This is a genomic window from Paenibacillus sp. J22P90 (genome assembly GCF_059692195.1).
The window spans coordinates 889,825-912,361 of record NZ_JCAUAY010000003.1 but is presented as its reverse complement, the minus strand read 5'-3'; the positions used below and the strand labels follow the sequence as shown (position 1 = coordinate 912,361).

The 22,537-nt window shown below is 45.7% G+C and carries 11 protein-coding genes, 12 tRNA genes and 2 rRNA genes; 22 read left to right on the top strand and 3 right to left on the bottom strand.

From position 1 onward, the window contains the following. From AC58UX_RS14225 to glmS, 22 genes are all read left to right on the top strand, one after another. Nucleotides 1–102 (top strand): 23S ribosomal RNA (locus AC58UX_RS14225); the annotation flags it as partial. A gap of 67 nt (nt 103–169) precedes the next feature. Further along, a 5S ribosomal RNA gene (rrf, locus tag AC58UX_RS14220) occupies nt 170–286 on the top strand. Between the two features lie 5 nt (nt 287–291). Next, a tRNA-Asn gene (locus AC58UX_RS14215) sits at nt 292–367 on the top strand. Between the two features lie 2 nt (nt 368–369). After that, nucleotides 370–445: transfer RNA gene (locus AC58UX_RS14210), tRNA-Thr, on the top strand. A gap of 13 nt (nt 446–458) precedes the next feature. Further along, nucleotides 459–533 (top strand) — tRNA-Glu (locus AC58UX_RS14205). 14 nt (nt 534–547) lie between these two features. Then, nucleotides 548–623 (top strand) — tRNA-Val (locus AC58UX_RS14200). A 12-nt stretch (nt 624–635) separates the two neighbouring features. Beyond that, nucleotides 636–708 (top strand) — tRNA-Thr (locus tag AC58UX_RS14195). A gap of 9 nt (nt 709–717) precedes the next feature. Beyond that, a tRNA-Gln gene (locus AC58UX_RS14190) sits at nt 718–792 on the top strand. A gap of 10 nt (nt 793–802) precedes the next feature. Continuing rightward, nucleotides 803–878 (top strand) — tRNA-Lys (locus AC58UX_RS14185). A gap of 19 nt (nt 879–897) precedes the next feature. Further along, nucleotides 898–977 (top strand) — tRNA-Leu (locus tag AC58UX_RS14180). Nucleotides 978–1,015: 38 nt separating this feature from the next. Next, nucleotides 1,016–1,090: transfer RNA gene (locus tag AC58UX_RS14175), tRNA-Gly, on the top strand. 10 nt (nt 1,091–1,100) lie between these two features. After that, nucleotides 1,101–1,177 (top strand) — tRNA-Arg (locus AC58UX_RS14170). 26 nt (nt 1,178–1,203) lie between these two features. Then, nucleotides 1,204–1,277: transfer RNA gene (locus AC58UX_RS14165), tRNA-Pro, on the top strand. Between the two features lie 21 nt (nt 1,278–1,298). Beyond that, nucleotides 1,299–1,369 (top strand) — tRNA-Gly (locus tag AC58UX_RS14160). Between the two features lie 279 nt (nt 1,370–1,648). Then, complete coding sequence (ppc, locus tag AC58UX_RS14155) at nt 1,649–4,435, top strand: phosphoenolpyruvate carboxylase (protein ID WP_497253613.1); 2,787 nt, start codon at nt 1,649–1,651, stop codon at nt 4,433–4,435. A 120-nt stretch (nt 4,436–4,555) separates the two neighbouring features. Further along, nucleotides 4,556–5,425, top strand: a complete 870-nt coding sequence (locus AC58UX_RS14150) for a DMT family transporter (RefSeq protein WP_497253611.1) — start codon at nt 4,556–4,558, stop codon at nt 5,423–5,425. Between the two features lie 69 nt (nt 5,426–5,494). Beyond that, nucleotides 5,495–6,091: an RNA polymerase sigma factor SigW gene (gene sigW, locus AC58UX_RS14145; protein ID WP_497253609.1), complete on the top strand. Its 597-nt coding sequence runs from the start codon at nt 5,495–5,497 to the stop codon at nt 6,089–6,091. A 69-nt stretch (nt 6,092–6,160) separates the two neighbouring features. Then, on the top strand, nt 6,161–6,766 hold the full coding sequence (locus tag AC58UX_RS14140) for a zf-HC2 domain-containing protein (RefSeq protein WP_497253607.1): 606 nt from the start codon (nt 6,161–6,163) through the stop codon (nt 6,764–6,766). A 168-nt stretch (nt 6,767–6,934) separates the two neighbouring features. Continuing rightward, nucleotides 6,935–7,756: a diadenylate cyclase CdaA gene (cdaA, locus tag AC58UX_RS14135; protein ID WP_497253605.1), complete on the top strand. Its 822-nt coding sequence runs from the start codon at nt 6,935–6,937 to the stop codon at nt 7,754–7,756. Further along, a complete protein-coding gene (locus AC58UX_RS14130; protein WP_497253603.1) occupies nt 7,749–8,990 on the top strand; it encodes a CdaR family protein in 1,242 nt (413 codons plus the stop codon). Before cdaA ends, AC58UX_RS14130 begins: the two co-directional genes overlap by 8 nt. Nucleotides 8,991–9,023: 33 nt before the next feature. Continuing rightward, nucleotides 9,024–10,364 (top strand): phosphoglucosamine mutase, encoded by a 1,341-nt coding sequence (gene glmM, locus AC58UX_RS14125; RefSeq protein ID WP_497253601.1) that lies wholly within the window; start codon nt 9,024–9,026, stop codon nt 10,362–10,364. Nucleotides 10,365–10,825: 461 nt separating this feature from the next. Beyond that, the gene (glmS, locus tag AC58UX_RS14120) at nt 10,826–12,655 is read left to right on the top strand and encodes a glutamine--fructose-6-phosphate transaminase (isomerizing) (protein ID WP_497253599.1); all 1,830 of its coding nucleotides are present in this window, start codon (nt 10,826–10,828) and stop codon (nt 12,653–12,655) included. A 110-nt stretch (nt 12,656–12,765) separates the two neighbouring features. On the opposite strand, the gene AC58UX_RS14115 is transcribed toward glmS, so the two are convergent. From AC58UX_RS14115 to AC58UX_RS14105, 3 genes are all read right to left on the bottom strand, one after another. Continuing rightward, nucleotides 12,766–15,897 (bottom strand): Ig-like domain-containing protein, encoded by a 3,132-nt coding sequence (locus AC58UX_RS14115; RefSeq protein WP_497253597.1) that lies wholly within the window; start codon nt 15,895–15,897, stop codon nt 12,766–12,768. Nucleotides 15,898–16,310: 413 nt separating this feature from the next. Continuing rightward, entirely contained in the window at nt 16,311–17,873 is a 1,563-nt protein-coding gene (locus AC58UX_RS14110) for an S-layer homology domain-containing protein (protein ID WP_497253595.1), read from the bottom strand. 96 nt (nt 17,874–17,969) lie between these two features. Continuing rightward, nucleotides 17,970–22,469, bottom strand: coding sequence for an InlB B-repeat-containing protein (locus AC58UX_RS14105; protein ID WP_497253593.1), 4,500 nt, complete (start codon nt 22,467–22,469; stop codon nt 17,970–17,972). Nucleotides 22,470–22,537: the final 68 nt, after the last annotated feature.

The following is a 22,537-nucleotide window of genomic DNA, read 5'->3' as shown; positions in this document are numbered from 1 at the left end:
AGTATGTAAGACCCCTTGTAGACGACGAGGTTGATAGGTTCGAGGTGGAAGTGCGGTAACGTATGCAGCTGACGAATACTAATCGGTCGAGGGCTTAACCAAATTCCTAAGAAATACTTACGTTGAGTTTCGTATCTAGTTTTCAAGGCGCAAACAAACGCTTTGACTGTTTGGTGATGATGGCGGAGGGGACCCACGCGTTCCCATCTCGAACACGACCGTTAAGCCCTCCAGCGTCGATGGTACTTGAACCGCAGGGTTCTGGGAGAGTAGAACGTTGCCAAGCATTGTTCCCTGATAGCTCAGTTGGTAGAGCACTCGACTGTTAATCGAGTTGTCACAGGTTCGAGTCCTGTTCGGGGAGCCATTGCTTCCATAGCTCAGTCGGTAGAGTGCATCCATGGTAAGGATGAGGTCACCGGTTCGATTCCGGTTGGAAGCTCCAGTAATTTCATTAAGGCCCGTTGGTCAAGTGGTTAAGACACCTCCCTTTCACGGAGGTAACAGGGGTTCGAGTCCCCTACGGGTCACCATTTTTTATTCCCATGGAGGCTTAGCTCAGCTGGGAGAGCATCTGCCTTACAAGCAGAGGGTCGGCGGTTCGATCCCGTCAGCCTCCACCATTAATTTTATATGCCGTTGTAGCTCAACTGGTAGAGCAACTGACTTGTAATCAGTAGGTTGGGGGTTCAAGTCCTCTCGACGGCATGTTTTTATTGGGGATTAGCCAAGCGGTAAGGCAACGGACTTTGACTCCGTCATGCCAAGGTTCAAATCCTTGATCCCCAGCCATTTTTAACATGAGTCATTAGCTCAGTTGGTAGAGCACCTGACTTTTAATCAGGGTGTCGTAGGTTCGAATCCTACATGACTCACCATTTGCCTTATTTATAGCATGCGCGTATGGCGGAATTGGCAGACGCACTAGACTTAGGATCTAGCGGGCGACCGTGGGGGTTCAAGTCCCTCTACGCGCATTAAATCCTCAAGTATATTCATATACCTGAGGTACCCTGCGGAAGTGGCTCAGCGGTAGAGCATCGCCTTGCCAAGGCGAGGGTCGCGGGTTCGATCCCCGTCTTCCGCTCCAATTTTATAATGCGCCCTTAGCTCAGCTGGATAGAGTATTTGACTACGAATCAAAAGGTCGGGAGTTCGAATCTCTCAGGGCGCGCCATTCTTCATTATAGGTTATAAACGTATCGGGACGTAGCTCAGCTTGGTAGAGCACCTGCTTTGGGAGCAGGGGGTCGCATGTTCAAATCGTGTCGTCCCGATCATCATTTTTTCTAAAGTACGCGGGCGTAGTTTAATGGTAGAACTTCAGCCTTCCAAGCTGATCGCGCGGGTTCGATTCCCGCCGCCCGCTTAAAAGAATGAGCCACCTTCGGGTGGTTTTTTCTTTTGTATAGGGAATTGAATCAAAGGTCGCCGTCCGTGCATTTCGGGTGGCTTTTTCTTTTATCTAGAGAAGCTAGAAACTTACCAATACATTAATTACCACAGTGAAATGTACGGATTTTTTTAATTTAATACTATGTGTTGCGGATAGATTGTGGTAAAATATTCTGAAATGAGTTTTTATAGCGACTAGCTTTTGCAGAGAGAAGCATTAATGCATCATAGTGAATAGATGAGGTGGAGAGTCATGGTAGAGAGTGAGATCGTCTTACAAAAACAAAGTACGAATAACCTGCTGCGCAGAGATGTTCGGTTTCTTGGGCACATACTGGGCGAAGTTCTTGTACATCAGGGCGGAAATGATCTGCTGGATGTTGTTGAGAAAATTCGTGAAATGAGCAAGTCGTTAAGAGCACACTATGTCATTGAGATCTATGATGAATTTAAGAAAACGATATCTTCACTAGATCCAGAAATTCGCCATCAAGTGATACGCGCTTTCGCTATATATTTCCAACTAGTTAATATTGCTGAGCAAAATCACCGTATTCGCCGTAAGCGTGACTATGAGCGTTCCTCTGGTGAATCTGTACAACCAGGTTCGATCGAGAGCATCGTACAAGAGCTGAAGAATACGAACATTCCTTACTCCGAGGTGCAAGAAATTCTTAAAGCGATCTCTCTAGAGCTCGTGATGACTGCACATCCAACGGAAGCTATGCGCCGTGCTGTACTTGATATAAACCTTCGTATCTCTGAAGATATGATGACGCTAGATAACCCTAACCTGACGTACCGTGAGCGCGAGCAATTACGTGAAAAGTTGTTGGGTGAAGTGCTTAATTTGTGGCAAACGGATGAGCTGCGTGATCGTAAACCTACGGTTATCGACGAAGTGCGTAACGGTCTTTACTATTTTGATGAGACCTTGTTCGATGTTCTTCCAGAGGTTTATCATGAGCTTGAGCGTTGTTTAAATAAATACTATCCAGAAGACAAATGGCATGTGCCTTCCTTCTTGAAATTCGGTTCTTGGATTGGTGGAGACCGTGACGGTAATCCATCGGTTAGAGCGAATGTAACGTGGGAAACGCTAGGTTTGCACCGTCAATTGGCTTTGCAAAAATATGAGGAAATTCTGAAAGAATCCCTGGCTCATATGAGCTTCAGCAAGAACATTGTGAATGTGAGCGATGAATTGATCGCTTCGATCCAATGTGATCGTGAGGCGCTAGGGAATGTTCAGGATGTTTGGCGTAATGAGAAAGAGCCATACCGAATCAAAACGACTTATATGATCGAGAAGATTCATAATACGGGCAACGCTAGTGTACCTGTTGCACAGAAGTACAATAGTCCTGAAGAGTTTATTCAAGATTTGCAAGTAATGGAGACTAGTTTGCGTGCGCACTTTGCAGATTATGTTGCTGATAAATATATTAAGAAGCTGATTCGTCAGGTTGAGCTTTTTGGCTTCCATTTAGCTGCTCTGGACATCAGACAGCATAGTAAAGAGCATGAGAATGCGATGACGGAAATTTTGTCTAAAATGGGCATTACACCGGATTATAGCAAGCTATCGGAAGATGAGAAGATTTCATTGCTTACCAACGTGCTGAATGATCCACGTCCGATCACATCAACATATTTGGACTATACAGATAGTACGAAAGAATGTTTGGATGTTTACCGTACTGTAGGTAAAGCACAGAAAGAATTCGGACGTAACTGTATCAACAGTTACCTGATTTCGATGACGCAAGGCGCAAGTGACATGCTTGAGGTTGTTGTATTTGCCAAAGAGGCGGGCCTATACCGCAGAGAGAGCGACGGTACGATAACAAGTACGGTTCAGTCTGTTCCGCTTTTTGAAACGATTGACGACTTGCATGCGGCGCCTGGTATCATGAGTACGTTATTAGCGATTCCTGCTTACAGAGATAGCCTTGATCCTGAAACACAGCTGCACGAAATTATGTTGGGCTACTCCGACAGTAATAAAGACGGCGGTGTGATTACAGCGAACTGGGAGCTTCGTATGGCCCTTCAAGATATCACAGAAGCTGCTAAGAAATTCGGCGTGAAGTTGAAGTTCTTCCATGGACGCGGCGGTGCGTTGGGACGTGGCGGTATGCCACTGAACCGAAGCATTCTAGCACAACCAGTGGAGACGCTGGGTGGCGGCATTAAGATTACGGAGCAAGGTGAAGTCTTGTCTTCCCGTTACTCCCTACAAGGGATTGCTTACCGCAGCTTGGAGCAAGCAACGTTTGCGTTGATCACAGCTTCGAAGCTGTCCCGTTCCCCGCAAAGACACCCGCTGGAAGACAAGTGGGAGAACATTATGCGTGGTATTTCGGAGCAAGCGCAGACGAAGTATCAAGATCTTATTTTCAGAGATGAGGACTTCTTAACGTTCTTCAAAGAATCCACACCGCTTCCGGAGATTGGTGAGCTGAATATCGGTTCCCGTCCATCCAAGCGTAAAAATAGCGATAAGTTCGAAGATTTACGTGCGATTCCATGGGTATTCTCTTGGACGCAAACAAGATACTTGCTGCCGGCATGGTATGCGGCGGGCACGGGCTTGCAAAGCTTCGCACAAGGTAATGAGAATAACCTAGCAGTACTAAAAGAAATGTATGAGGACTGGTCATTCTTCCGCACAATGATTGATAATCTGCAAATGGCTTTAGCGAAAGCAGATCTTCTCATTGCGAAGGAATATGGCAGCTTGGTAAAAGAATCTAAGATTGCTGATCGAATCTTTAACCTCATTAAAGATGAGTATGAATTAACGTCATCAATTATTTTACAGATTACGGGTCAGCAAGAGATTCTGGATAATGTTCCTGTTATTCAAGAGTCCATCAAATTGCGTAACCCATACGTGGATCCGCTAAGCTACATGCAGGTTGAATTGCTTACTGAACTGCGTGCCCTTAGAGAAAATAATGAAGATGATGCGATTCTGCTTCGTGAAGTACTCCTTACAATCAATGGGATTGCCGCGGGACTTCGGAATACGGGCTGATCCTTTACGACAACATAAGAATACCAACAGGATGACAAAGTCGGGGGCTTGCAGCAATGCAGGCAGCTCGGCTTTTCCTGTAAGTACGGGAATTGCCCAAGTCAGGAGGTGCGCGGCAGCATGGGGCGATGGTTGGCTATAATTCTTGTTCTAGTTGGAGCTTCAAGCTACGGCTTGCTCTCCTCGTATATTAAAATGGCCTATGATCAGGGCTTCACGGACGGACAAATTACACCTGCTCAAATAACGATGGGCGCTTTATTCGTGTGGCTATTGATACTTTTTCACAAAAAATCATGGGTCAATCCCTTTAAAGGGCCGTGGATTAAGCTTGGGTTGATCGGGATTTTTGGCCTATCGTTAACGACGGTCGTTTACAATATTGCGCTGCAAGAGCTTGATGCCTCCCTTTGTATTATTCTCCTCTTTCAATTCACGTGGATGACGATTGCCATGGATTGTATCGTGAAACGCAGATGGCCTAAACGAAATGAAGGGCTTGCGATTGCACTTATATTGGCTGGGACGATACTTGCCGTGAATGTGCTGGAGACAGACTGGGGAGAGCTCAGTATTCTGGGCATACTATATGGACTTCTATCCGCGTTAGCCTATAGTATTTTTCTGTTTTTTACGGGACAGGTGGTAAGCACACTCCCTCCGCTCATGAACTCTGCCATTATGCTTACGGCTGCGTTGCCGGTGATGTATGTTTTGTATCCGCCGACGGTTTTTGTTGGTGAAAATGGGGGTACGCTGATCCTATGGGGATTGCTTTTAGGCTTCTTAGGACAGGCCGTACCAACCGTTTCATTCAACATGGGCATACCCAAGATTGGTAGTGCACTTGCGGCAATGCTGGGCTCTGTAGAGCTTCCTGTCGCTATTCTCGCCGCGTATCTGCTGATTGGTGAACCGATTAGCGGGTTACAGTGGGCTGGGATGGCCCTAATTCTTGGTGGCATTATAATTTCTGAAAACAAATCGTAATTTCTGCGTATATATTTAGTGAGGAACATGTTTTGAGTTTGAACTGTCGAGAAGCCGGAGGAAAAACAATTGAACTTTGTTGAAGCACGACTGGCTAAGCTGGCCAGTAATGGGGATCGCAATGCTTTTGCGGAGCTCGTGGAGCTCTATAAAGACAAGATCTTTCATTTGGCTTACCGCATGCTGAATAACAAGCAAGAAGCCGAGGATGCTGTGCAGGAAACGTTCCTGCGCGTGTATACGAATTTGCATCGCTATGATGAGAATCAGAAGTTTTCTACGTGGATTTTTAGGATTGGGACAAACTTATGCATTGATAAGCTGCGTCGAAGAAAGCCAACGTACTCGCTGGATGCTGAAATGTCAGATGGCGAAGGAAATGACTATTATGCGATGCTCCCTAGTGATGAGGACACACCAGAGAAGCAGTTGATTGTCTCGGAAACACAGGCGCAGATTCACCGAGCCATTGAGACGCTGCCAGCGAAATATAAATCGGTTGTCATTCTTAGGTATATGCATGATATGTCCCTGCAGGAGATCAGCGATGTGCTCGACATGCCTGTGACGACGATCAAGACGCGTGTACACAGAGGTCGGGAGTACTTAAGAAAAATTTTAGAGCAGGAGGAACAAGTTGTTAGTACAAATCCTGTTCAAATTTGAAACATCTTTGAAATTGAAACGTATGGTATATCACAACATGCATAAGTCCAAGAAAGGGGTGGCGATAACGTGAATTGTAAAGAAGCCCTCCCGCTCATACACGAATATCTCGACGGTGATTTACCAAAGTCTGAAGCTCTACCTTTGAAAGAGCACTTGATAGCCTGTCAGGCGTGTCATAACACTTTCAAGCAATTAGAGAAAACGGATGCTTTGGTTAGAATGCTGCCCTCCATCAAAGTACCTGATTCCTTAACTGCACAAATCATGAGCGGATTACCACCAGTGAAAAAGAAGAATACATGGACAGATTGGATTCGTAGACATCCAGCTGTATCGGTAGCTGTTGTTTTCGGAACGGTCATGTTCGGAAGCTTCGTATCGATGTGGGACGACGATCAGAATCTCATGGTACAGGGAAGTAATCTACAGGATGTCGTTATTCAAGGGGATACGGTCATTGTGCCGCAAGGTCATACTGTAAATGGTGATCTTGTGGTGAAACGCGGTGAACTGAAGGTGGAAGGCGATGTAACGGGGAATGTCGTCGTCATCGATGGTTCGGTCAACCTGGCCTCAACGGCGCATATTTCTGGAGAAGTCAAACAAGTCGATGAAGCATTGAGCTGGGTCTGGTATAAATTAGGTGAATTCGTAGGTAAAATAACGCCTTAAGTGCACGCCTCCTAATAGCTGAGACTATGGGGGGCTTTTTTCATTTAATATATAGGAAAATTGAACCAATTTCCGCGCGGCGAGTCTAGATAAATAGAAGTATACCTAGGTTTATGTTATGATTCCTATATAGAGAGAACTTTGTTTAGTCGCCTGGGGGAGAATACAATGGATTTGCTCACGAGCATTTCGGCTAAGGATATTGTCGATATACTCATCGTTAGCTACGTGATTTATAAATTGATTCTAGTAGTGCGTGGGACAAGGGCCATTCAATTGATGAAGGGTATCCTCGTGGTTGTCATTACCTGGGTCATTAGTATTTGGTTTCAGTTAAGTACGCTTCAATGGATGGTGAATCAAGCGTTCACGTTCGGGGTGCTTGGGGTTATCATTATTTTCCAACCGGAGCTAAGACGAGCCTTGGAGCAATTAGGTCGAGGGAAGCTGTTCGGCAGCCGATCTTCGTCTGAAGAAGATCAAGATGTGAACAAACGGATCAGCGAAGTGATCAGGGCTGCTAATTATTTGGCCAAACGTAAAATAGGGGCTTTGATTGTTTTTGAGAAGGATACTGGACTTACCGACTATGTCGAGTCTGGCATTGCGATAGAGAGCAAGATCAGCGGAGAGCTGTTAATTAATATTTTTATCCCTAATACGCCTCTTCACGATGGTGCTGTCATTATTCGGCAGGGTCAACTGATGGCGGCGGGTTGCTATCTGCCTCTTTCTGAAAATCCTTTCATTTCGAAGGAGCTTGGAACTCGGCATCGAGCCGCGATTGGTATGAGTGAGGTTTCGGATGCGATGTGTGTCATTGTCTCGGAGGAGACAGGGCAAATTTCATTGACGATGAACGGGCATATTGTGCGGGATATTAAAGAGGAATCGTTGATATCTAAGCTTTTTGAAGAGCTGAAGCCTAAAGCGAAAACAAATGAGAAGAACCCTTTCTTGAAATGGTGGGGAGGGCGCTCGAATGGATAAATGGTTACGCAATACGAATGTGGTACGGATCGTTGCTCTTGTAGTCGGGATTCTGTTATGGGTAGTCGTACATATGGAAGAAACGAACTTATCCGGGAATACACCGCTGCGCGAGCGCGTAGAAACGATTAATAACGTCTCGATCACGACGAAATATGATGAAACGCATTACTACATCTCGTCGATGAATCCTGCGAACGTTCAAGTGATTCTGAAAGGGAAGGAATCTTCCGTTAAAAAAGTGACGGCAAGCAATTCGTATCAGATTCAGCTCGATTTGACGCAGGTCGGTAAAGGCGACCATCAGGTTACCCTTACACCCGTAGGCATACCGTCTGATGTGGATGTGGAGATTGTTCCTAGAACAGTTCACGTTATGATTGAAGAGCTGCAGATGAAAGAAGTACCTGTCGTTATTAATGTCAAAGGCACTCCTGCAGCAGGTCTCAAAGCGGGACAACCTATCGTGAAGCCAGGCAAGGTGTATATTACGGCGCAAACGAGTAAGCTCGATCAAATTGAGAACGTCCGCGGCGAGGTTTCCGTGGATAAAGCACAATCGGCAGTGACGAAGCAGGTTCGATTGCAGGCTTTTGATAAGGAAGGCAAAGAAGTTACCCTGAACATTAACCCTTCGGTTGTAGATGTTGAGGTGCCAATTACAAGTCCGTTCCAAACGATCCCGTTGCAGCTGAAAATAAGCGGTGAGCCGCCGAAAGGCTATGCCATCGCCATGGTTACGCAAACCCCAGATAAGGTGACGGTATACGGAGCACAAGATGTCGTCGATCGTCTAGAATTCTATCAAGGGCCGCAGCTGAGTCTGCAGGATTTGAAGGAAACGAAAGACTTTGCACTGGACATTCCTCTGAGGAATAAAGTAACTCAATTGGATCCTGCGAAGGTAACTGTCCATGTTGAGGTTGTCCCTTCGATTACGAAAGCTGTAGAAAATGTACCGATTACGATTATTGGTCAAAATGAGAACTATATAACGAAGGTTACACAACCTGCGTCGGCTAGTTTGAATATTACGGTGGAAGGCGCTCCTGCCATCATTGACCAATTGAAAGTTCAAGATATTCAAGCGATACTAGATGTTAGTAATTTACCTCCCGGCAAGCATGAATTGAGTATTGTTTTAAATATGCCTACCTTTGTGAAGCTAGGGCTTCCGCAAGAAGTGAAGGCGCTCGTTGAAATCAGTGAGAAAACCGTAAAAGCCACAAATTAATATTGGGGAATAGAAAAAGAGGAGAATACAAAAATGGGGAAATATTTTGGTACAGATGGTGTGCGCGGCGTCGCGAATGGCGAGCTTACGCCAGAATTAGCTTATAAGGTTGGCCGTTGCGGCGGGTATGTGCTAACAAGACAGGCAAAGCATCCGAAAGTCGTGATCGGGAGAGATACACGTATTTCGGGGCCGATGCTGGAAGCATCCCTTGTAGCCGGATTGTTATCGATTGGTGTAGAGGTTATCCGTATTGGTGTGGTGAGCACGCCTGCGGTTGCTTATTTGACGAAAAAGCTAGGCGCTGACGCGGGTGTTATGATCTCCGCTTCACATAATCCAGTTGAGGATAACGGGATTAAGTTCTTTGGAGGCGACGGGTTCAAGCTATTGGATGAGACGGAGCTTGAGATTGAACAGCTGCTGGACGCAGCTGTGGATGAACTGCCTCGCCCAGTTGGCGGCGAGATTGGTACGGTTTCGGATCAGCCGGATGCGAAGCACTTATATCTGGCGTTCCTGAAGGAGACGGTGTCGAAGTCCTTCGACGGCGTGAAGGTTGTTCTTGATTGTGCGCATGGCTCAGCCTATGAGCTGGCGCCTTTGATCTTCCGCGAGCTAGGAGCGGAAGTGATCACCATCGGCGCAGAGCCGAATGGGCGCAACATCAACGATGACTGCGGGTCAACCCATCCAGAGAAGCTTCGCGCCGAGGTGGTTAAGCATGGCGCAGCCATCGGGCTTGCTTTTGACGGTGACGCGGATCGTCTGATCGCGATCGATGAGAAAGGCGATGAAGTCGACGGCGACTTCATCTTGAGCATTCTTGGCGATGCGTTGAATCGCCAAGGCAAGCTGAACCACGGCACCATTGTGACGACGGTGATGGCGAATATTGGCTTTTTCAAAGGGATCGAAAAAGCGGGCTTGAAGGCTCTGCAAACAGCTGTAGGCGATCGCTACGTGATGGAAGAGATGCGTAAAGGCGGCTACAACCTAGGCGGGGAGCAGTCGGGTCATGTTATTTTCCTAGATTACATCTCAACTGGAGATGGGATTCTAACAGCTCTGCAATTGGTGAATACGCTAGTTGAATCCGGGCGTAAGCTGAGTGATTTGAAAGGCATTATGCGCAAATTCCCACAATTGCTCGTTAACATTCGTGTTGCTGATAAGAGCAAGCTGAAGGATAACCCTGCGATCGAAGAAGCGATCCGCAAGGTAGAGAGTGAACTAGGCGATAACGGCCGCGTGCTGGTTCGTCCATCGGGTACGGAGTCTTTGATTCGTGTTATGGCCGAAGGTCCAGATAAGGAACAAGTGGAAGCGTACGTGCACGATATTGCAAAAGTCATTCAAGAACAACTAGTATAGCAGTGAAGTTGGCGGGTTTGTCCCTCATTTTGCTAGTAAAAGCGGGTGGGGGATGAGTCATGCTAAAAATAAGTTGCATGGCTCCAAGAAAATGCATATGATGTAGTTACTCAAGAAGGAAAGGCAGGGCAGAGGTTATTCGCAATAAATAGCGCCAGAACTCGCAAGCGGGACGGAAATGTAAGCTTTTATAGGCTTACTACTACGCGGTGAGTTGACGAGGTGAAGGTGTTCGAAACATTCGGCGGGGACCTTCCGGCACGAGGAGTGCCGTTAAGTTGGAGAGCAAAATCGTTCGGGCGACCGAGCAGACAAGGATCCAACATCTATTAGTTTTTTTGACATGTACACGTAATGAACGCCCTTATAGATGGTTTATTTAGTTATGTTTGAAAGTGAATTTAGATCCTTGACAAACAGCCCTTGTAGAAGAGGCTTATACAAATTTGGAGGTTGTAACTATGTGCGGTATTGTTGGTTATATTGGAAAGCGTAATTCTCAGGAGATTTTATTGGAGGGGCTTAAAAAGCTCGAGTACAGAGGCTATGATTCTGCTGGAGTTGCTGTGTATACGGCGGATGGATTGCAAATTAAGAAGGCCAAAGGCCGTATTGCGAACCTGGAGTCGAAGCTTGATGAAACGCCTTTGAACGGCAGCGTAGGCATTGGGCATACACGTTGGGCGACACATGGTAAGCCATCTGATGTGAATTCACATCCTCACACCGATAATTCTCTGAAATTTTCCGTTGTGCATAACGGCATTATTGAGAATTATATCGCACTGAAAGAAGAGTTGATTGCGAAGGGCCATGTTTTCGTATCGGAGACGGATACAGAGGTCATTTCGCATTTGATCGCGAGCTTGTACGAGGGAGACATCCTCAAGGCTGTTCAAAAAGCTGTTAAGCATATGACGGGTGCGTTTGCGCTTGGTGTTTTGACAGAGTTTGAACCAGACCGTCTCGTTGCTGTGCGTCAAGCTAGCCCGTTGATTATCGGTATTGGCGAAGGCGAGAACTTCATTGGTTCAGATATTCCAGCGATTCTAGAGTATACACGCAATGTGTTCATTCTGAATGATGGCGAAATGGCGCTATTGACGCGGGATGCTGTCGAATTAATGACTCTAGAGGGGAATTTTATTTCCAGGGAAATGTTCCATGTCGATTGGGACATTGTTACGGCGGAAAAAGCCGGATTTGATCACTTTATGTTGAAAGAAATCTATGACCAACCGAAGGCGTACCGCGATACGATGGGAAGTCGTATTTCACCAGATGGTAAGAGCGTTACGCTAAATGAGCTAACGATTACGCCAGAGGCGATTCGCAACATTAGCCGTGTGCATATCGTGGCTTGCGGGACGGCGTTCCATGCCGGTATGGTTGGGAAGTATGTCATTGAGAAAATGGCGCGTATTCCGGTTGAGACGGATGTAGCGTCTGAATATCGTTATCGTTCCCCGATTATCACAAAGGATACGCTTGTGATTGTTGTGAGCCAATCCGGTGAAACTGCGGATACGTTGGCAGCACTGCGTGAGGCGAAACGTTGTGGAGCTCACGTGTTGGCGATAACGAATGTTGTAGGAAGCTCTGTTGCGCGTGAAGCGAACGATATTATTACAACATGGGCTGGACCGGAAATTGCGGTAGCTTCGACGAAAGCGTACACTTCGCAATTGATCGGGTTTTATCTTTTGGGCTTGCACCTGGCGCAAACACTCGGCACGCAAACGCCTGAGGAAATCGCGGAAGTGATTACAGCGATGAAGGAGTTGCCTGGGCAGGTTAGCGAGATTTTGGAGCAAGCGGAAGCATTGAAGGTTGTTGCTGAAGAGATGGCGAAGCATGATAATCTCTTCTTTATCGGAAGAGGCTTGGATTATGCGGTAGCGTTGGAAGGCTCTTTGAAGTTGAAAGAGATCTCTTATATTCACTCCGAAGCTTATGCTGCGGGTGAGTTGAAGCACGGCACGCTTGCGTTAATCGAGGATGATATTCCGGTGATCGCGCTAGCGACACAGCATGAGTTGCTCGAGAAAACCGTGAGCAACATTAAAGAAGTGAAGGCGCGCGGCGCGAACGTTTTGGGTATTGCCGTGGAAGGCGAGACAGAGCTGCAGAAGTCTGTTGACAGCACGTTCATTATTCCGAAAACGTTGGATGTGTTGACGCCTGCGTTGTCTGTGATTCCTTTGCAGTTGTTGTCTTACTACGCGTCGTTGGCGCGTGGGAATGACGTGGATAAGCCAAGGAATTTGGCGAAGAGTGTGACGGTGGAGTAGAATAAAATCTGAGAGGCGCCAATTAATGGCGCCTCTTTATTTATGTCTTAATTCATTGCGCAATTTTGTTATTTTTTACAGATAATGTTTAATTCATGGATTATACTCGTCTATTTATCCAGAAGACCCATGGTCTGATACGGAGATGAGGAGTGTAGCCTAAAATCATCTGTCATCGGTGTTTGTAGTTGCCAAGTACTTGGTGACGTTGATGGGTTTATTCCAGTATGTGTTCCTGCTTGGATGCATTTATACAGATTACCGTTCTGATAGACATAATCACCGTATTGATAATAGATAGCGATGTTCCACCATTGTGAATAATCATCCCACAATTCAACCGTACTCCAGTCAAAATTAGCTGGGAAATTCGAATCTTTAAATTGGACAGGAGAAATATTGGCGACAGTGGTATTGCCTGATGCGCTTATATGGCTGTTTGTACCATTGTTTCCTCCAAGTACATCAATGAATGCCTGGCTGCCGTCCCTAGTATTATTGTTGAAGATAAGAGGATTAGCCGTGTTGTAGCTGGTATAAAATAAGATGTTTCGGTCTACTTCAGAGGGATGTACTTCATTCCAGGTGAAAACAATGGATCTGACAACATTGTTTTCAAATTTCAGTTTGGTAACCTGATTTGAAGCATCCTCATTAATAAATCCAAAATAACTTCTTCCGTGTGCAAAATAGTTATTATACACATACACTTGGTCATTCGCATTAAGAACATCTGTGGGAGCTGCGTAAGTTTTATAGTTGAACATCACTTCGCCGCCGCCGATAAAGATGTTGTCATGTATCGAAGCACTACCGTCTCTTTGGTAATATTGCAAGTTCCCCTCTTGATTCGTACCAAAAGGATCTTTCCAATCAATCGCTGTCATTACAACAACATTATGATGAATATTGACGCCATTACCCATATTGACGAATTGTAAACCCTCAGCACCTGTACGTAAAACTCTGTTATTGTACACTTCGAGGTTAGTAAACTTATGCTGGGTCGCAACTCCCTGCGTATTGCCGACATACATGCCTTCCGCATCCGTGTCATGGATATACAAATCATGAACTTTTACTCCATCCATGATAGCAGTTGGTGTATTATCTGTTTTTAGGACAAGACCTGCAAATCCGGTAAAAGAAATCTCCATGAATGAAAGTTCAAACTTCGTTGCCCCGCCTTCAACAGAAATTCCATTATTAGGGGCATTTTTGATATCAAAACCGTAGTCGTCAGAAGAGTTTGTATAATTTCCATTCAAATGACCGGGATAGTTCACGTTTCCTGTCTGAAGTAAAGGATCATATTTTCCTGTAAAAATCCAATTCGAACCGCCCTGAAGTTTTACTGTATAATTGCCTGAACCTCCAACCTGTACTTGGCCTCCATAATTTGTAATGATTAAAGGATCACTGGCACTTCTTTGCGGCAGATTTCCAAGCTGTAGTTGTTGATAATTACCTGCAGGTATATAAAGACGGTCAACGTTCTGCCAGTCTACCTGAGGAAAAGACGCTTGAACATCCGCATAATAAATTAAACTAGCGCCTTGGACAGGCAGTATGAATTGGGTGTAACTTGAAATATTGACCACCAATGATCCTATGACGCCTGATCCATCCTGGGCTGTTGCCCTGACTGTTACAAGACCGTCAGATACGGCAGTTAAAAGACCGCTTGCATTTATCGTTGCACTGCCTGTTCCATTTACAACAGACCATGTAACTGATTTATTCGTTGCGACATAAGGCACAACGGCAGCAGACATTTGCAGTGTGTTGCCTGTTAATACAAAGGATGCGCCGCCTGCGCCTGTTACGGTAATGCCTGATACAGGTTTGTAGGACCCATTCTGAACACCGTTGCCGTTTTCATCGATCCATCCTAGTATTGCATATTCTTTGGCTCTGGTCGTCATTGTAGCTGGAGCACGTAAAATCATATATCTCGCACTTGGTGTAACCGGACTACTCATAACATCATTGTCTCGTATCCAAGGTTCAATAGTTCCTGTTGAAGCCAGATTCTGGGCACTATTGAAGTTAATACGTGTTTCGTTCAATCCGCTATCATTTACTGTGTCTGTATCATCGTCCCACCAAATTTGTGCATAAGGGGTCTGGTTTCCGCTCGTATATTGCTTATATTTGGTCCATGTTGAAGTTATTTTTACTTTATTCCAATTGGCTCCAAAATCAATATAACCATAATTATTTGCATAATAAGGCGCATCATTCGTGCCAGTGCCTCCGGTAGGAGCTCCGGTCATCTCATCCAGTACCGGTGCGGGAGTTTCAAAAGCATTTTGCAGTGGAAACCATGCAGTACCTGCCTGGCCTGCTGCAGTAGGATTAATTACCTTCAAATCCTCATTCCCTAGAGCGACTTGACCACTGATTGTAACTGTCTGAGAACCTATCACACCAGAACCATCTTGAGCTGTTGCCCTTGCAGTAACAGTTCCGTTGGAAACGGCTGTGAGTAGTCCGCCTGGACTTATTGTTGCACTTCCAGTCCCGTTGATAACAGACCATGTGACTGCATTATTAGAAGCGTTTGCAGGTGTTACATTTGCATTCATTTGCAAAGTGCCACCCAGTGTACTTATCGTTGTAGCACCACCTGCCCCAGTAACTGCTATTCCTGTCACGGGTACGTTAATCCATCCAACCATGGTATATTCCTTTGCCTGTCTTGTCATCGTTGCCGGAGCATGGAGAAGCAGATACCTTCCCAGAGGAATAACAGGGGTACTGCTAACATCGTTATCCTTAATCCAAGGCTCTGTGGTTCCTACTGATGCAAGATTCTGAGCACTGTTGAAGTTGATACGGGTTTCGTTCAAACCGCTATCATTAACAGTGTCAATATCATCGTCCCACCAAAGCTCAGCATAAGGAGTCTGGTTACCACTGGTATATTGCCTGTATCGCGTCCATGTTGATGTTATTCTTGTATTAGCCCAATTAGGTCCAAAATCAATATAACCATAGCCGTTTACATAATAGGGGGCATCCGTCGTGCTTGTGCCACCTACAGGATTTCCACCTCCATCCAAAGTAGGTTGACCTTCAAAAGCGTTTTGCATAGGAAACCATGAAGTGCCTGCCTGACCTGATGCATTAGGAGTAATGATCTGCATGGTAACAGTTGCCGATGCTGTAAAGGTAAATCCCTGTGTCAAAGCTAAAAATGTCATTACGAGACAGAGTAGTGTACGATTGATTCTTCTCATTATTTACCTCCCTAAAATAATTTTCTTTCCATTTGAATCAGTTTCATAAATGGATCTCTTAGTAACCAGAATCACTAGATGTTAACGCTTTCATTTTGAAGACCTACAAATCAATATGATATTGACAGTGCTAGAGCGACAATACCTCCTTATTACTTACATCGCAATTCACCCCCTTTCTCGTTGATCTCTGAAATGGCAGGATTTCATTCCTAGACGGCAGGGTCCCAATGGGTCAATTCCTTTTCGAACTATACGCCTCCATCATAGCAAGTTGCTTAGTAGCTACCAATATGGAGATCGAACGATTTGCATTGTTATCGTCAGGTTAAACGAATCAATAGTCAATAATTAAAAAAAAGAAGAACGCTTGAACTCGAAGCGTCCTTCTTTCTGGTTATTTTGTTAGCATTTTATCTTTGCTTCTGCATCTGCAACAAGCGATTAATCACCGTAATCGCCTCTGCACGGGTTACCGTATGCAGCGGACCGAATCGGTTCGCTTCGTACCCTTTCATCAACCCTGCTTTCGCCACGATGCCTATAGCATCCAAAGCCCAAGCAGGAATGTCGTAAGCATCAGCGAATGCCGATGAACTGCTTGATTTTACCGCCGCAGCGCCAAGCGCATTAGCTAGCACAACGGCCAGTTGTGCACGCGTTAATTGCTCAGCAGGACGGAAGCTGCCATCCTCGTAGCCTTGCACAAGGTTTCCTTTAGCGGCTAGCGCAATCGCTTGTTTCGCCCAATCGCCGATTGCGGCGGCATCCGTGTAATTCGGCAGTTTCTCTGGCCCTGCGTTCGGGTGCAGTGCGTTCGTTAACATGACAACGAATTCCGCACGGGACACGAACTGGTTGGGCCTAAATATACCATCCTCATAGCCATGCACAATGCCTGATTTTAGCGTAGCTCGGATATCAACTTCTGCCCAATGCCCCGTAATGTCACTAAGATTCGATATGGTATCTACGAGTGGCTTATCAGGTACTACTGCGTTTGGATTTACTGCAAATACCGCATACTTGGTAAAATGGTTCACTTCTACGGTGATTTGATCCCCGTTCACCTTACCGCCAGGGACCTCCACCCAAACCTTTTTCACTTCGTCAAAGTAGAAAACTGCTGCTTTCTGGTCAGCTTTCAAACTAGTTTTGTCAAAAGCAAATGTTAATGTAATGGGTTTACTGAAGTTTTCTGAGAAACTTTTCAAAATCTCAAAAATCGGACTCGCTAGGACCTCACTACCTGTTATCAACTTTTGAGTATCTAACACTTTGTCGATCGTGACCTTAACATCCTTGGCTGAAGCATCCGCCGGAATTGCAATCGTCACCTCATTATTTAAACTAACCTCGCCCGCTTTACCTAACGGCAATGTCAAATCACCATTTTTAGAGATGATAGGGAGGCTCACTGCAGGTGGCGCTGATGCTGGTGCTGGTGCAGGTGTTGGCGTTGGCGTTGGTGTTGGTGTTGGCTCGCTACCCCCATTGCCCACTGTGACCACTACCTGTGTTCCTTCACTCCATTTGTTCATAACACCTTCAACAGCGGAATTCATCATAGAGACTTCATTCAGCTTCACATTTGCCTGACCGTTGGCCCGCGCTTTAAACGTAATTCGGTGAAGTACGGCATCCCCATTCGACCCAGGCTTATTGCCAACAAACGTGTTCGCGACAATGACTTCTCCGCTCTTGAGAATGGGCGCGCCCGACAGCCCTTGTCTTAGACTGGCTTCGCTCACATATTCAAGCTTATCCGCATCGAATTCCACTTTTGCTTCATAGGCGTACAAATCTGTCAGTTGTCGACCCTGGATATCGATAGAGATCACGTCACCAATCTTGATATCTGGATTGGAGACGGATAGTAGAAACCGCGTGCCAGATGCACTTTCCGCTGTCTGGACAAGCCATCCCCCAGAAATCAGCAGTAGAGTTGCCAGTGAAAGGAACATGATTTTGCTCATAAGCTGTCTCATTGTATCTTTCCTTTCTAATAATGCCAGAGAAGGGAGCCTCTCATGCGCCTCTTCTCTGACAGAGAATCACTTACTAATTTGATTCTACTCTAGAACCTTACGTGCAACGGTCGCTAAATCAAAAAGACCGATTGTATCGTCGCCATTCATATCTGCGTTCTTAACTAAATTCCAGTTCGCATGACCTTTGGATATGCCATAGTTAGCTGCTACTAAGCCAAGATCCCCGATACTGATTTTTCCGTCACCGTTTGCGTCGCCTTTAATAAAGGTAACCACACCTGCTAAGAACGTTTGATGTGCGCTGCTAAGTGCTGTGGTTGTAGCATCTACTACTTGCTGGGTTGCTGCTCCGTTTGCTGCAACTAACTCAGCCGCCTGAATGGCGGTCAGTAGAGTAGCTCTGCTTCCGCTCGGATATTGTCCGAGCCCTGCACCTTCCACTGCATTATTGTAAGACGTGCGTGCCTGACTGATTATTGCATTCAGCGAGGTCTTATTCACAACTACAATGGATGGGGAGAAGAATGATAATGTCGCTTCAGATTCACGACCCAGACCGTCTGACATTGTAGCTCTCGTTAAGGCAATCGTTGTGGATTGAGTTGCGGCGATTGTCTTCGCTCTCCAATTTAGCTCGAACAACGCTCCATCATTCGTAATCGCAACACCAGGGGAACTTGCGACAAGCTTAACTAGCCCAGGTGTGTCCGTATTTGTGACCAGCGATAATCCCGATTTGATCGGAGTGGCAGAGACGAACTCAACCAAATTCGGATCGAAAGTTAACGCAACCTGCTGCGCATACACATTGCCATATACGCTGCCTGCTACATTGGACAAGCTGTAAGTCGTTGTAAACTCTTGGGTGGCAAGTACACTAACTGGACCACTCAATGATGTGTTAATTTGCGCAGCTTCTTGACCAGCGAAAAGTCCCATGCTCTGATACGGAGATGAAGGGTCAAGCCTGAAATCATCTGTCATCGGTGTTTGTAGTTGCCAAGTACTTGGTGATGTTAATGGGTCTTTTCCAGTATGCGATCCTGCTTGGATGTTTTTATACAGATTACCGTTCCGATAGACATAATCTCCGTATTGAAAATACATAGCAATATTAGGCCACGGCGATTTCGGGTCATCCGTAATATTCCCCCACCGTTCAACCAAGAGCCAGTCAAAGTCAGCCGGGAAATTCGGATCTCTAAATTGGACAGGAGCAATATTGGCGACAGTGTTATTTCCTGAAGCGCTTACGTGGCTGGTCGCACCATTATTTCCTGTAAGTACATCGATGAATTTCTGACTGCCATCCCTGGTATTATTGTTGAAGATAAGAGGATTAGCCGTGTTGGCGCTGGTATAAAATAAGATGTTTCGGTCTGTTACATTGGGATGTATTTCTTCATTCCAGGTAAAAGAAATCTTTCTGATCACATTGTTTTCAAATCTCAGTTTTGTAGATTTATTCGAGGCATCCTCGTTAATAAATCCAAAATAACTTCTTGCATGTGCGAAATAGTTATTATACACATGCACTTCGTCATTCGGATTAAGCACATCTGTGGTAGCTGCGTATGTTTTATAGTTGAACATAATTTCGCCGCCGCCGATAAATATGTTGTCATGTATGGAAGCGCTACCATCTCTTTGGTAATATTGCAAGTTCCCTTCTTGATTCGCTTGAAAAGGATTTTTCCAATCAGTCGCGGTCATGACAACTACATTGTGATGAACATTGACGCCATTACCCATATTGGATAATTGTATGCCCTCAGCACCTGTACGTAAAACTCTGTTGTTGTAAATTTCGAGGTTGGTAAACTTATTCTGGCCAGTAGTTGCCAACGTATAACCAATATACATGCCTTCCGCTTCCGTATCATGGATATACATATCATGAACTTTGACGCCATCCACGATATTAGACGCACTATCTGTTTTAAGGGCAAGTCCAGCAAATCCGACCCAACCAATATCAATGTATGAAATCTCATAATTCGTTACATTATTTTGAACTGCGTACATTGGGGTTGCAGCATTAATAACTTCGATTCCATTACCACCGGCATTTTTAATTTCAATACCGTAATCGCCTGAAGAGTTTGTATAATTTCCGTTCAAATGACCAGGATAGTTAACGTCTCCTGTCCGAAGGACTGGATCATATTTCCCTGTGAAAATCCAATTCGAACCGCCCCGAATTTTTACTCCATAAGGAGAGGCTGTATTACCTCCAATCTTTACTTGTCCGCCATAATTTGTAATGATCAAAGGCTCACTCGCACTTTTTTGCGGCAGATTTCCAACCTGGAATTGTGTATAATTGCCTGCAGGTATATAAAGGCGGTCAAGGGTCTGCCAGTTTACCAGAGGAAAAGAGGTTTGAACATCCAGATAAACTAAAATCGTGGTGCCTGGGGCAGGCACAGGCAGTGTAAATGTTTCTAAGGCTGCAATCGTAACGGCCAATGATCCTACGACGCCTGATCCATCCTGAGCCGTTGCCCTGACGGTTACAGAACCTACAGAACCTCCAGTTAAAAGACCGTTTGCATCTATCGTTGCGCTGCCTGTTCCATTTACAACAGACCATGTAACTGATTTATTCGTTGCAGCATTTGGCACAATTGCAGATGACATTTGCAGTGTATTTCCTGTTTTAACAGAGGATTTGCCGCCTGCACCTGATACAGTAATGCCTGTTACAGGTTCCTTCTGACCTCGATAGAGGAAGAAGTTATCATAGTACGCTTTGCCACCTGCAACGCTTCTGGTACCGGTCTTTAGCATCACGGACTGGTTCCCAAGAGATGTAACGGAATAGACAGCACCATTTGCTCTAAGGACGTTGTCGATGTAGATATTGAAGTACCATTTCACGCCATCGTGCTTAAACTGCAATTTGAAACGGTGCCACTCGTTTTGGGTATAAGTCCTTTTGGTCCAAGTGTTATACGGATAGAGAGTCATGCTGCCTGCCGCAGAACTATAGTCATCGAAAACCATTTGGCTGTCGTTAAAATATAAACTGTTTCCACTGATACTGCTGTCACCCCTGAAGTCATATTCAAAGGTATAGTCGACACCCGCCTCATAGGAAATCTGAGGTAATTGAAATAAATTTTTGCCTGTGCCGTAAGTAATTTCAACGACATTGTTGCCTACAGTTCCCCCTGGACGTGCAACAATTGAGGCTCTGTCGCCGGCCCAAGCACCTCCACCAACATTGGTACTGGCGTCGAAGTTTTCATCATAAAAGACTTGATAGATGATCTCAAACACAGCTGTTATGTTGACATTTCCGGCGGGCATTTTAAATGTAAATTGGTTACTGCCAGCAGGCGTTAATGCAACCTTCATGCTTTGTCCGTTCAGCGAGACTGTGAGTGTTTTAAGTTTGTAGTTAGTTGCCGAGTAGACTGTCAGGGTAACCGTGTCGTCGGTCTGGGCCGTGGTTTTGTTCGTTACGACACTGCCGTTTGCAAAAGGACCGGCCACGTTCACAGTGTACTGGACTGAAGAACTGGCGGGCTCAAACGCAGCTGCCACAGTAACATTCTCGGCGGGCATTACAAACGTGAAAACATTGTTGCCGATGGATTTCAGCTCAATAGCGCCGCCGCCCACCTTAAGCGAAGGGAGATTCAGCTTGTAGCCGTTCGAAGGGCTGACCGTGAGGGTAATTGTTTCCCCGGCGATACTGCTGTAAGTATTTGCCGTAACTGTTCCATAAACCGACGACGTAGTCGTGGTGACATTGTATGTCGGTTTTGACTGCGCGAACAACCAATCTACTAAGTTTTTACCATCGTTTGGATCCGTATACGCATAGGCGTTAACCCAGCTGCTATGCCCGACACCTGGAAACTCGGTGTACTTGACTTTCGTGTTCCCGACTGCTGACAGCTCGGCGTACACGTTCCTCGAGTGGGCTGGTACGACTGTGGTGTCAGTGCTTCCGTGGAATATCCAAATGGGTATGTCTTTATTGACGGAAGCCTGTGTCTTGGGATCATTGCTCCAGCCAGCGAACGTTGCTGCAGCAGCTATTTTATCGGGATAGTGCTCAAGCATCCCCCAAGTTCCCCAACCTCCCATAGACAGACCCATAACATACAGCCTGCTCAAATCCGTGTGGAATTCCTGCTGTACGCTATCGATCAGGGCCCACAGGGATTTGGTCATCTGATCAGTTCCCCATCCTAAGGTGCCGGCAGTGGGAGACTGCGGCGCTATGATGATAGCGGGGTGGTCTTGATAATAGGTGTCGGTCAGTCGATACAGGAATTCAGCATTCGAATTGACTTGACTTTCGTTATTCGTGCCAGTTTCTGTGGTACCGTGCAGGAACACAACGACGGGAAGGGGGCCCATGCTCGCTGCTCCCTCCGGGACATACAGTCTGTATGGCAGATTAGTCAGCCCTGGTTCCGTTTGTGTGAAGGTTCTCTTCACTGCTTTCTCCAGGAAATTAGAAGGACCACTAGTTGGTGGTTGATCAGCTAAAACGCTTGGGGAGAAAGATGAAAGCAGGATAAAAATTGTGAGAATAATGGATAGAACTCTTGAAAATTTTCTCATTAAGCAATCCTCCATATACATTTTCCATTGGCTATTTGAGAGACAAGGTGCTCCTTTTTCAGCCTCAC